The organism is Paenibacillus sp. TAB_01 (assembly GCF_043945595.1).
In the GTDB taxonomy this organism is placed as follows: domain Bacteria; phylum Bacillota; class Bacilli; order Paenibacillales; family NBRC-103111; genus Paenibacillus_S.
The window spans coordinates 2162202-2174669 of the sequence record NZ_JBIFNP010000001.1; the positions used below are offsets into that span (position 1 = coordinate 2162202).

At 52.5% G+C, this 12468-nt stretch carries 9 protein-coding genes, 2 pseudogenes and 1 other annotated feature (1 of these 12 cut by a window edge); of the genes and pseudogenes, 7 read left to right on the forward strand and 4 right to left on the reverse strand.

What is annotated here, in order from left to right; translation table 11 throughout:
• Positions 1 to 20 precede the first annotated feature (20 nt).
• From ACHHV8_RS10395 to ACHHV8_RS10420, 6 genes and pseudogenes are all read left to right on the forward strand, one after another.
• A pseudogene (locus ACHHV8_RS10395) lies at positions 21 to 555 on the forward strand (type 1 glutamine amidotransferase domain-containing protein).
• A 29-nt stretch (positions 556 to 584) separates the two neighbouring features.
• Entirely contained in the window at positions 585 to 998 is a 414-nt protein-coding gene (locus ACHHV8_RS10400) for a VanZ family protein (protein ID WP_395158212.1), read from the forward strand.
• 221 nt (positions 999 to 1219) lie between these two features.
• A complete protein-coding gene (locus tag ACHHV8_RS10405) occupies positions 1220 to 1516 on the forward strand; it encodes a hypothetical protein (protein WP_395158213.1) in 297 nt (98 codons plus the stop codon).
• Between the two features lie 171 nt (positions 1517 to 1687).
• Complete coding sequence (gene ccpA, locus ACHHV8_RS10410; protein WP_395158214.1) at positions 1688 to 2707, forward strand: catabolite control protein A; 1020 nt, start codon at positions 1688 to 1690, stop codon at positions 2705 to 2707.
• Between the two features lie 49 nt (positions 2708 to 2756).
• The gene (locus ACHHV8_RS10415; protein WP_395158215.1) at positions 2757 to 3455 is read left to right on the forward strand and encodes a 5'-methylthioadenosine/adenosylhomocysteine nucleosidase; all 699 of its coding nucleotides are present in this window, start codon (positions 2757 to 2759) and stop codon (positions 3453 to 3455) included.
• Between the two features lie 23 nt (positions 3456 to 3478).
• Positions 3479 to 4861 (forward strand): glycine--tRNA ligase, encoded by a 1383-nt coding sequence (locus ACHHV8_RS10420; protein WP_395158216.1) that lies wholly within the window; start codon positions 3479 to 3481, stop codon positions 4859 to 4861.
• Positions 4862 to 5040: 179 nt separating this feature from the next.
• Here ACHHV8_RS10420 and ACHHV8_RS10425 read toward each other — a convergent pair whose 3' ends face one another.
• Both ACHHV8_RS10425 and ACHHV8_RS10430 read right to left on the reverse strand, forming a co-directional pair.
• Positions 5041 to 6219 (reverse strand): acetoin utilization protein AcuC, encoded by a 1179-nt coding sequence (locus tag ACHHV8_RS10425; RefSeq protein ID WP_395158217.1) that lies wholly within the window; start codon positions 6217 to 6219, stop codon positions 5041 to 5043.
• Between the two features lie 34 nt (positions 6220 to 6253).
• The gene (locus ACHHV8_RS10430) at positions 6254 to 6889 is read right to left on the reverse strand and encodes a GNAT family N-acetyltransferase (protein WP_395158218.1); all 636 of its coding nucleotides are present in this window, start codon (positions 6887 to 6889) and stop codon (positions 6254 to 6256) included.
• Positions 6890 to 7134: 245 nt separating this feature from the next.
• Between ACHHV8_RS10430 and acsA the strand changes: the two are divergent.
• A pseudogene (acsA, locus tag ACHHV8_RS10435) lies at positions 7135 to 8860 on the forward strand (acetate--CoA ligase).
• A gap of 186 nt (positions 8861 to 9046) precedes the next feature.
• Here acsA and ACHHV8_RS10440 read toward each other — a convergent pair.
• Complete coding sequence (locus ACHHV8_RS10440; RefSeq protein WP_395158219.1) at positions 9047 to 11857, reverse strand: transglycosylase domain-containing protein; 2811 nt, start codon at positions 11855 to 11857, stop codon at positions 9047 to 9049.
• Positions 11832 to 12167 (reverse strand): hypothetical protein, encoded by a 336-nt coding sequence (locus ACHHV8_RS10445; RefSeq protein WP_395158220.1) that lies wholly within the window; start codon positions 12165 to 12167, stop codon positions 11832 to 11834. The genes ACHHV8_RS10440 and ACHHV8_RS10445 overlap by 26 nt, the downstream gene beginning before the upstream one ends.
• A 184-nt stretch (positions 12168 to 12351) precedes the next feature.
• Positions 12352 to 12468, forward strand: a binding site (T-box leader) (it continues 159 nt past the right edge of the window).

The following is a 12468-nucleotide window of genomic DNA, read 5'->3' on the forward strand; positions in this document are numbered from 1 at the left end:
GTAAGGATGGAGGGGTTTCCATGGAATTGAAAGGCTATAAAGTGCTGGCATTTGTCGATGAAGAGTTTGAGGATTTGGAAATGTGGTATCCCGTGCTGCGCTTGCGCGAGTCGGGAGCGGAGGTTCATTTGGCGGGTCCATAAGGCGAATACGGTATACTATGGTAAATACGGCGTGCCGCTGACGACGGATTACAGCATTGCGGAAGTCAAATCGGAGGATTACGTCGGCTTGTACGTTCCCGGCGGCTGGGCGCCTGACAAGCTGCGCCGCTATGCGGATGTCCTTCGTCTTACGAAAGAATTCCACGAGGCTCAGAAGCCTATTGCACATATATGTCATGCGGGATGGGTACTGGCCAGCGCCAAAATTTGCGCGGGCTATACAATGACATCCACACCGGGAATCAAGGATGACCTGGAAAATGCCGGAGCCATTTGGGTTGACGAAGAGGTTGTGGTTGACCGCAACATCGTTTCCGGGCGCAGACCTCCCGATCTGCCTGCCTTCACGAAAGAATTTGTTCGGGTACTGGCTGAATTTGCAGCCAAATAAACGGCCCTGCACAAGGGTAGGAGCGGTAAATGAGATTTCTTTATCATTGGCTGCCCGTCGCGATCTGGATGGGGGTTATCTACAAGCTGTCCTCGCGCACGGGTGAGGATATGGACGGCTGGTTAGCCATCATTCACCGCTGGATTCCGTCCATGCAGGGGTTTGATTGGGGACATTTTGTCGCTTATTATATTCTCGGGCTTGCCTTTGCCTGGGCGATTGCCGAAAGCAGGCTGACTTGGTCCCGAATGCTTATTGTCGTGCTGCTCTGCATCCTTTACGGGGTGACGGATGAGTATCACCAATCCTTCGTCCCCGGCCGTACGCCCGACCTGGCCGATATCCGCAACGACGGAATCGGCGCGGCTCTGGCGATGCTCACGCTTCGCGTTCCTGTTGTCCGCAGAACGATAGAACGGCTGCACGGTGTTAAATATTACTAGCCTCAGATCAGCAGGAGAATACGATCGAAAGTAGAATATTTGTACACTGTGGAGTTATGAGTAAGTGTGGGTTGTATGGAAAGAAGGAGTGGTTTCGGTTGCAGAAACATTGCAAGTGTGGCAGCTCGATGAGCATCAGACTGCGGACTGTCATTTATCAAAACAAAGTAGAGATAGAAAACGTGCCCGTGTTCTCTTGTGATTCTTGTCAGAGGAGCGAAGTGCTTGCAGAGGTAAAGCCGGAGCTTACGGGAATTATCGGAAAGCTCGGCCATTTGCCGGAGAAACAGCAGCTTGCCTTTAATGACATCAGTGAAATCGCTCACCTGATGAAAAGAGTGACAGAGAAGCATTACGCGGCCGCCCCCGTAGAAAAAATTGTCGAAGATCGGATTAACGAGCTGCTGGATCTGCTGCTTCTAGCCCAGTCTTTGCAGGACGAGCCGTGGATTGCGGATGTCCGCAAGCGTCTGGAGCAGGTAGCCAAGCATTCCGTATCTACGAACGATCTGGCCTGAACCGGCCTTATCTTTTGAAAGCCATCTGCCGTGCAGTTGGCTTTTTTTGCATTTTTTGATACTATACATGTAGGAACATGCCGAATTCATTGCGTAAAACCGCATTTTGTCGTATGATAATGCTTAATAGCTAATGATCGCAGCATTATACATTTTAATATATTGGAGAGAATGACCGTGACTGTAACCATTTATGATGTAGCCAGAGAAGCAGGCGTTTCCATGGCAACCGTTTCACGCGTTGTCAACAATAACCCGAATGTGAAACCCCAAACGCGCAAAAAAGTATTCGAAGCCATAGAACGTCTTGGTTACCGCCCTAATGCTGTTGCCAGAGGATTGGCCAGCAAAAAGACGACGACGGTAGGCGTGGTTATTCCGGATATATCCAACTCCATTTTCTCAGAAGTGGCACGCGGTATTGAAGACATCGCCAACATGTATCATTACAACATTATATTGTGTAACGCGGATAAGAAAAAAGAGAAAGAAATTCGCGTTATCAACACATTGCTTGAGAAACAGGTGGACGGGCTTTTATTTATGGGCGGAGCCGTGACCGAAGAGCATTTGCAAGCGTTCAAAACCTCTTCCGTGCCTATCGTGCTCTGTGCGACGACGGATGAGAACAACACCGTCGCTTCGGTCGATATCGATCATGAGAAAGCGGCTTTTGACGCCGTATCGTACTTGATTCAGAACGGACACCGCAATATTGCGATGATCTCCGGAACGCTGCAGGATCCGGCGAACGGATTTGCACGGTACCAGGGCTATAAGAAAGCAATGGAAGCGGCGGGGCTCCCGATAAACGAGGAGTACGTTCGAATCGGCAACTACAGATACGAGTCCGGCCTTGAAGTGACGAAGCATTTCCTGGAGCTGAGCGAACGCCCTACGGCTATTTTCGCCGCAACCGACGAAATGGCTATCGGAGCGATACATACGCTTCAAGATAACGGCTTGAAGGTGCCTGAGGATATTTCCGTCATCAGCGTGGACAATATTCGAATGGCTTCTATGGTAAGGCCTCAGCTGACGACCGTAGCTATGCCGATGTATGATATCGGAGCGGTGTCGATGAGACTTTTGACCAAGCTGATGAACAAGGAGACCAAGGACGCGTCGGAGCTGATGCAGGTCGTTTTACCGCATGAGGTCATTCATAGACAATCGGTGGCTCATCGTTAATGAGCCTCTTTCTTTTGTTAGTGGCAGTTTAAGCTTAGGGGGTATTCAGTTGTCCGGAAAAATCGGCGTCATTGGCGCGATGAGAGAAGAGATTGAACAATTTCTGCAGCATATGCAGGACGTACGGGTTACGGAAAAAGCGAAGATTCAGTTTACGGAAGGGCAGCTTCACGGCAAGTCGATCGTGCTCTGCAAATCGGGCGTCGGCAAAGTGAATGCGGCGGTGACTACGCAAATATTGATCGATACCTTCGGCGTGGAGGCGGTCATCTTTACAGGCGTGGCAGGCGCGGTGGATCCTGAATTAAATGTAGGAGACATCGTCGTGTCTTCCGAAAGCTTGCAGCACGATATGGACGTGACGGCGCTGGGCTTCCCTAGAGGCACGATTCCTTACGAGGAAACGTCGCTGTTCGTCTCGGACGAGAAGCTGCGCCTGCTGGCGGCGGACGCCAGCCGTGAACTGTTCGACGGGCGTGTGAAGATCGGCCGCGTGTTATCCGGCGATCAGTTCATCGCGAACCGCGATACCGTTGCAGTGCTGTATCAGGAGCTGCAGGGGGCCTGCACCGAAATGGAAGGGGCGGCCGTTGCGCAGGTCAGCGTCATGAACGGCGTTCCGCATGTGATCATTCGCTCCATGTCCGATAAGGCGGACGGGTCGGCGCATGTGAACTTTGCAGAATTTACGGTTCAAGCCGCAGAGAATTCATATCGTATCGTCGATCATATGCTGAAGCATTTGTAGAACGTAGAAGGAGAGAAAGTATAATGACAGTAACGATGGATCAGGTTGTAGCGTTAGCGAAGCACCGCGGCTTTATTTTCCCGGGCTCTGAAATTTACGGCGGTTTGGCCAATACATGGGACTACGGCCCATTGGGCGTCGAATTGAAGAACAATATCAAGCGCGCTTGGTGGAAAAAATTCATTCAACAATCCCCCTACAATGTAGGCTTGGATGCGGCGATTTTGATGAACCCTCAAGCTTGGGTGGCTTCCGGCCACGTAGGTAACTTTAACGACCCGATGGTCGACTGTAAGCAGTGCAAAGCGCGTCACCGCGCAGACAAAATTATTGAGAACGCGCTTGGCGAAAAAGGCATCGAGATCGTCGTGGACGGTATGACGTTCGATCAAATGATGGACCTGATGAAGGAGCATCACATCGTTTGCCCGGATTGCGGAGCGTTCGATTACACGGACATCCGTCAGTTCAACCTGATGTTCAAAACGTTCCAGGGGGTAACCGAATCCAGCGCGAACGTGGTGTACATGCGTCCGGAAACGGCGCAGGGGATCTTCGTCAACTTCAAAAATGTGCAGCGCACGATGAGAAAGAAGCTGCCTTTCGGGATCGGCCAAATCGGCAAAAGCTTCCGGAACGAAATTACGCCGGGGAACTTTACGTTCCGTACGCGCGAGTTCGAGCAAATGGAGCTTGAATTTTTCTGCAAGCCGGGTGAGGATCTGCAGTGGTTTGAATACTGGAGAAACTTCTGCTACCAATGGCTGCTGACACTCGGATTGAAGGACGAAAATATCCGCCTTCGCGACCATTCCGACGATGAGCTGTCTCACTACAGCAATGCGACGACGGACATTGAGTTCAAATTCCCGTTTGGCTGGGGCGAGCTGTGGGGCATTGCCGACCGTACGGATTATGACCTGAAGCAGCATATGGAGCATTCCGGCGAAGACTTCAATTACATCGAACAGGAAACGAATGAGCGCTACATCCCATACTGCATTGAGCCTTCCCTTGGGGCGAACCGCGTTACTCTGGCCTTCCTGATCGACGCTTACGAAGAGCAGCAGCTTGAAGGCGATGACAGCCGCACCGTGCTTCGTTTCCATCCGGCGCTGGCTCCGATCAAAGCGGCAATCTTCCCGCTGTCGAAGAAGCTGGCCGAAGGCGCACAAAGCATTTTCCAGGATTTGTCCCAATATTTCATGGTGGACTACGATGATGCCGGTTCGATCGGTAAAAGATATCGCCGCCACGATGAAATCGGTACGCCGTTCTGCATCACGTACGACTTTGAGTCCGAGCAGGATGGTCAGGTGACGGTGCGTCACCGCGATACGATGGAACAAACCCGCATGCCGATCAGTGAGCTGAAAGCTTATATTGAGCAGCATATTCAATTTTAAAGTATAGATGAAAAGCCTGAGTATTCGCGGTCTTGAAACGCGGTACTCAGGCTTTTTTCAACATGATAGAATTTATCACTTTTCGGGGTCCCCGCAAAGTACCAGAGTCCGCCTCGAAGCATAAGCCCCACTTTGTGGGGTTATTTTATATGCTAACTGTTATTAAATGGGATCGAATTTTACTTTACGTACAGTAGCGCTATGTCTTTGGTCTGCCGGTTTTTGAGGGTAATTTCTTCGCGCCGCGGCATCGGCGCCCATTCGCTCTTGCGGTCGAGCCAGGTGGCGGGCAGCTCGACTGGGCTCAGCGGCTGCCATTGCTCCAGCCACGCTGCTGGCAGCTCCAGTCCCGGCTCCCGCTCAAGACAGGCGATCAGCGGATGATCGCTCATCTCGAGCCAGAGCAGGCTCCAGGCGCGAGGCACGACGCGCCAGATGTCGTATCCGCCGCCGCCCAGCGCCGCCCAGCGCCCGCCGCAATGCTGGTGGGCGAGACGGTGGATCAAGCGCGGCATAGCCTTGTAGATGTCCATGCTGCAATGGACATGGGAGAGCGGGTCGTAGGCATGGGCATCGCACCCATGCTGCGACACGATCAGGTCCGGCCGGAACTCGGCCGCGACCCGGGTCAGCACCGCCTCGAGGCACTCCAGCCAAGAGTCGTCCTCGGTGTACGGCTCAACCGGCATATTAATCGTGGTGCCGAACGCGGTTCCCTCGCCGCGTTCGTTCACCGCGCCCGTTCCGGGAAATAAATATTTCCCGGTCTCGTGAATGGACAGCGTGCACACGTCGGGCTCGCTGTAGAAGCTCCATTGCACACCGTCTCCATGGTGGACATCGGTGTCGATATAGAGGACACGCGCCCCGTAGCGGTGTTTGGCATGCTGGATGGCTACGGAGGCGTCGTTGTAGATGCAGAAGCCGGAGCCTTTGTTGGCCATTGCATGGTGCAGCCCGCCTCCCAGGTGCAGTGCGTGGTCCGTACGGCCGCTCATGATCTCATCGACGGCCCGGATGGAGCCGCCGACTAGGAGGGAGGTGATCTCGTGCATCTGCGGAAAATATGGCGTATCTTCTGTATCCAGGCCGTAAGCGGCCGCTTTCGCGGCTGCGGTTTCCTCGGGCAGCCGCTCGCTCAGCGCCTTGACGGCGTTTACATATTCTGAGCTGTGCACGGTCAGCAGCTGCTCCTCGGCCGCCGGTTCCGGCGCGGCGATGCTGCCGTCGTCCAGCGCTCCCAGCTTGCGGAGCAGGTCTACCGTAAGCGTCAGCCGCTTTTGGTCAAAGGGATGCTCTTCATTGAACCGGTAATTCGTCTCCTGTTCATCGAATATAAAAACAGGTGGTTTCGTCATTCGTTCCGCCCCCAAAGCTCATTGCTTGACATGCTTAATACATAAACCGTTGCTGAAAGCGGATGCGGTCAAACTGCTCCACAGACGCAAGAGGAACGTTTTTGCCGATCCGAACCATCAAGCAGTTCGCCGGATGCGAGCAAATTTCCGGATCGTCGGTCGCAAACCAGACCATATCCACGCTTTTCATCAATTTTTCCATCATTTTCCGGTAGTCCCATACGGACAGCTTGCTTTTCTCCAAATCCCAATGCCAGTAATACTCGGTTGTAAACGTAATCACATTCTCCAGCTGTCCGTCCTCGAAGGCCAGCCGGATCATATGCTTGCCAAGGCCGAACGAACGGTAATCATCGGCGACTTCAATGGCGCCGAGCTCGATCAAATCCTCCATATGGCCCTGAGACCATCGTTCCATTTCGTCGGGATAATGAAAGGTGACGTAGCCGACAATCTCATCTTCATGCCGGGAGATGATAATACGCCCCTCGGGCAGCTCCGCTATTTCAATCAAGGCTTCGAACTGTTCCTTGGGCCGACGAAATGCATCCAGGTCAGGATGCATTCGCAGCTGCTTGAGCTGCTCGGGAGGGACGGGGCCTTCTACGACAAGGGCTGTCGAATTGCGGTAAGGTACAAGTCGGGAATGATATCGTTTCATATGCTCCATGGGCCTGGTGTCTCCCTTCCGCCGAATCAAGCGGATTCAGGACCGGTAGGCGGAACAATTCCCGACCTTGCCGGCTGAATCCGTACTTGTCTGATACTATAACAAAAAAAGGCGTGCAAGAAAAGAAATAGAGGATTAAAATAGTCTGTGGTATAATACTCGTTGTAGAAAGGCCATCTTTTTAAAGCATCGGTTGTAAGCGTTTCAAAAAAAGATGGAAATTGTTGAACATTGGAGGTAGCAGAATGGATCACGCAAATATTGAAAGTATTGAAGCCGTTTCCACGACATCGAACATGAAAAATTATGAAGAAGAGCGTGCTCAGTTCAGCTGGGAGGCTATCGAAAAGCAATTTACCTGGTCTACTACCGGTAAAGTAAATATGGCCTATGAGGCCATAGACCGGCATGCGGAATCCACTAAAGGCGATAAGGTCGCACTTTATTACAGCGATGATAAACGAGACGAACAGTATACTTATCAAGACTTGAAGCTGCAGTCCAACCGCTTCGGCAATGTGCTGCGCAAGCTCGGAATCGGCAAAGGGAACCGGGTATTTATTTTCATGCCGAGAACGCCGGAATTATATTTCTCTCTCCTCGGCACGATAAAAATCGGTGCGATCGTCGGTCCCTTGTTCGAAGCTTTCATGGAAACCGCGGTTCGCGACCGTCTGGAAGACAGCGGTGCCGTGGCGATTATTACAACGCCGTCGCAAGTATCCCGCGTACCGGTCGACCAGCTGCCTGCGCTGAAGCATGTGATTCTGGTCCGTGAAGATATTGAACTGCAGGAGGGGCAAGTCGATTTCCATAAAGAAATGAAAGCGGCTTCCGAAGAGCTGGATATCGAGTGGGTGGACCGCGAGGACGGCCTGCTCATTCACTACACCTCCGGATCCACAGGGAAGCCGAAGGGCGTATTCCATGTTCACAATGCTATGCTGCAGCATTACTATACAGGACGCGTCGTTCTTGATTTGCAGGACGAGGACGTATACTGGTGTACGGCCGACCCGGGCTGGGTGACAGGGACGTCATACGGCATTTTCGCGCCTTGGCTGAACGGGGCGACCAACGTGATCCGCGGCGGCCGCTTTAGCCCGCAGGACTGGTACGGCACGCTGGAACGATACGGCGTTACGGTCTGGTACAGCGCACCGACCGCATTCCGTATGCTGATGGGCGCAGGCGACGATGCGGTGAAAGCTTACGATCTGTCGAAGCTGCGTCATGTGCTGAGCGTAGGGGAGCCGTTGAACCCGGAGGTTGTGCGGTGGGGCTTGAAGGTCTACAACCAGCGTATTCACGATACCTGGTGGATGACGGAAACCGGCGGTCAGCTCATCTGTAACTATCCGTGTATGGATATTCGTCCGGGCTCGATGGGTAAGCCTCTGCCGGGCGTTGAAGCGGCGATCATCGATGATGCGGGCAATATTTTGCCGCCTTACCGCATGGGCAACCTGGCTATCAAAACCCCATGGCCTTCCATGATGCGTAAGGTTTGGAACAACCCGGCCAAGTACGAGGAGTACTTCCGCATTCCGGGCTGGTACATTTCGGGCGACTCCGCTTATTGTGACGAGGACGGTTATTTCTGGTTCCAGGGCCGCATCGACGATGTGATTAATACGGCCGGGGAACGCGTGGGTTCCGTTTGAGGTAGAGAGTAAGCTGGTTGAGCATCCGGCTGTTGCGGAAGCGGGCGTTATCGGCAAGCCGGATCCGATGCGCGGTGAGATCATTAAGGCGTTTATTGCGCTTCGCGAGGGCTATTCGCCGTCTGAAGAGCTGAAAGCCGATATTTCCAAATTCGTTAAGGTCGGTTTATCTGCGCATGCTGCGCCTAGAGAAATCGAGTTTAAGGATAAGCTGCCCAAAACCCGGAGCGGTAAAATTATGCGCCGCGTACTGAAAGCTTGGGAGTTGAATCTCCCTACAGGCGATTTGTCTACGATTGAGGATTAGAGTGAACCGAGGAGTTTCACCGGGAATCTAATTTATTTGAAAATAGAATTGCATACAAAAACACGCTGCAGCGGCTGCAGCGTGTTTTTGTATGCTTCTTTTACATATCAGAATCGGGGTCCCCGCAAAGTACCTGAATCCGCTTCGAAGCGTAAGCCCCACTTTGTGGGGGTATTTAGCTTCAAGCTACTTTTTAAACTTGATCGTGGCAGAGGACTTGGATTCACCCGCATCATTAACGGCTACGATGCGGTAGTAGCCTTCATAGTCCGATGCGTAATAACGGAACTCGGTTCCCTTTGTTACGCTGCCCAGTTTTTTGAAATCGCCTTTTTCTTTCTCGCTAAAGTAAATCACATATTGCTTCACTTTATCCTTGCTGTCGTTGGCTTTCCAGTTCACAACTACACCCGCTCCGCTGGCTTTGACCGTTACGCCGGAAGGAGCCGCAGGGGCCTCTTTGGCCGGCGAGCTGTCTTTATCCTTGGAACCGCCCTCGCTGCCGTCGTCTTTGCCTCCGGGGATAACGGCCGTCGTTCCGTTCTCATCCGGGGTCAAGAACAGCAGATCCACGCTGGTGCCGTCGGTATAGCCGGCCTTGCTCGGAACGGATTCCTTGCCGGCTACATCCACTGCGGTGATATAATAGCCGAGCGTGCCGCCGCCGCTGACCGCATCGCTGAATTTCGATTCCTGGCCTGCATAGACAACCTTGCCGTTCACTCTTTGGAATGAGCCCTTGTTGGTGGAACGGTACAGCCTGTAACCGACAATGTCCGCATTATCGCTCGGCTGGAAGGTAATGGTGCTTGTGCCGCTTGCATGCGTCGCTACGACCGTTGTAGGCGGTGTAGGAGCCTTTCCGTCATCTGCGCGCGGGTCCGTCTCGGAAGGGGCGTCCTGATCATAATCCCTTGGCAAATATTCGCTCAGAGGCATCCGCTTATCCGCCGGAACCTTCTGAAGCACATCCTGAATTTCTTTCATGATTTGCGCAATCGATTTTTCACGCTTAATGACGGTTTTCTCTGTCACGAAATCCGCCGGCGTCGTCGATTGGGCAATATAATTGATCCCGTTGTACGGCACGATAGGAAGCTTGGTCAGCACATCGTCTTCCTCGGTCGGAATATATTTTTTATTGAACAGATCCGTCACGAGCTTGCCTTCTTTGGTGATGGCTTCGCTCGGGAGCTTGCCTGAAAGACCGGAAACCGTCATTTTAACAATATTGTCCGGCCGAGTAAATTCTTTGGTCGGAAAATAATCCGGCTTCTTGTCAATGGCGGCGTCCATGGCCAGCGCCCAAATGTTTTTGGCGCGGCTCGTTCCGCCGGATGTTTTGCTGAGCTTATACACAGGCGAGTCATAGCCGGCCCATACCCCAAGGGTAATGTCGGGAGTATATCCCATATACCAGGCATCCGCGTCATCTTGCGTCGAGCCTGTTTTGCCCACGATCGGAATTTGGCCGTAATGCTTGAACTTGCTCATCAAGTCGCTCGCCGTACCGGCTGTCACGACGGTACGCATCATATCCGTCATCAGATAAGCCGTTTCTTCCGAGAACAGCGTCGTCGGCTTCAATTCGTGCTCATAAACGACTTTATCATTGGAATCCGTAATTTTACGGATCATGAACACATCGTTATGTACGCCTTTATTTCCGATGGTAGAGTAGGCTCCGGTAAGCTCTTTGACCGATACGCCGTTGCGCAGTCCGCCTATAACGCCGGTTTGAGCGGTATAATCTTCCTGGGCGATACTTGTAATGCCCATCTTCTTGGCGAGATCCCATGCCTCGCTGATGCCCACATCGTTCAGGAACAGCTTGATAGCCGGAATATTGTACGAATTGTTCAGCGCCTGCCGGGCCGTCATTAATCCGTGATACCGGTTGTCCCAGTTTTGCGGGATATGGTAGCCTTTGGAGCCGTCCTTCAAAATGATCGGAACGTCGTCAATGATGGAAGCGGGCTGAATGGCGCCCTTTTCCAAGGCTGGAACAAACGCCGCAATCGGCTTCATCGTTGAGCCGGGCTGGCGGTAAGCCTGGGTCGCGTGATTCAACTGCTCCGTGAAGAAGTCGCGTCCCTCAATCATGCCGAGCAGCGCTCCTGTCTTGCTCTCGATCATAGCGGCGCCGATCTGCTCTACACCCTTGGTTTTGTCGTCGGGGGTAAAGTTTTTCGGATCCTCTGCAATTTTGTGCATGGCATCGTAAATGTCTTTATCGATCGTCGTATAAATATGATAGCCGCTGCGGCTCATTTGCGCCTGCACATTTTTCAAAGCTTCATTGTAAGCGTCCGGATCGGCCTGCGGATCCAGCTCAGGCTGCTGAACGGAGAGCAGCGCTTTAGCCGCTTCCTTTTCCACCTCGATCATCAAATAAGGGTAGGTGGAATAAGCTTTCTTCGCCGGCTGGGCGAGCGAGCCTCTCAGATCGAAGCTTAGGGCGTCCTGATACTGCTGCTGATCGATTTTGTTCTCTTCGAGCATCCGCCGCAGGACAAGCTGCTGGCGGGTGACGGCACGCTTGAAGGCTGCTCCGTCGAACTGCCCTTTACTGGTAAAAGTAGAATAATTGCTCGGCTGCTGCGGAAGGCCTGCGAGATAAGCCGCCTGTGCGATATTCAGCTGACTCAGGTCGCTGATGTCGAAAATGCCTTTAGCCGCCGCCTTGATTCCGTACAGATTATAGCCGGTCGATCCGTTTCCGTAAGGAATTTTGTTCAAATAAGCTAGCAAAATTTCGTCCTTGGACATCAACCGCTCCATACGCAGCGCTAGAAAGATTTCTTTCGCCTTCCGGCTGTCCTCACGGTCGAGGGTTAGGAACACGCGGCGGGCGAGCTGCTGCGTAATCGTGCTGCCTCCGGTTTGCACGTCCTGCTTCAACAGCTTCTGGACTACGGCCCGGGCCAAGCCCTTGAAATCGATTCCGTTGTGCTCGTAGAAGTCGGTGTCCTCAATGGAAAATACCGCATCGAGCACCTGCTGGGGAATATCCTTCAGCTCGACCAGCCTTCGGTTCGTCCTCGGAGCGGAGCTGGCCGATCACGGTATCGTCGTTGAAATAAACAAAACCGGTAAGCGCATTCTCTTGAATCTGAGTGGTCATCGTTTCTTTGCTCCGGACAGGATCGTCCTTTACCAAGGCGGAGACATAGCCGTAAGCCGCTCCAGCCCCTATACAGCCGGCAATGATACCGACGATGAGCATCCATTTCAGAGTGATCAGCGTATATTTACCTATGCTCCACAACACTTTTTTTACATCGCGTTTCTTTGTCTCCATCTCCATACCGATAAAAATTCCTCCCGATTTTGGAAAACATACGTGAACATTATAGCATAAAGCCATTAGGGGTGGACACTTTCGTTCCTTAAGAATCCATGACATTTGGGTTTGACAATGAGAACGAAGTTGTGTTATATATTTTGTAATCGCATATGACAAATGCATTGAAGGACTGTCCCGGGAGGCTCACTCAGCATTCCAGGACGCAGTAGAATAGGGAACCAAGCTTGCAGAGAGCCGGTGGCAGGTGAGAACCGGTACTTGACCTTTTATTCGAATTACCGTCCTGAGCAGGGGAAGGGAA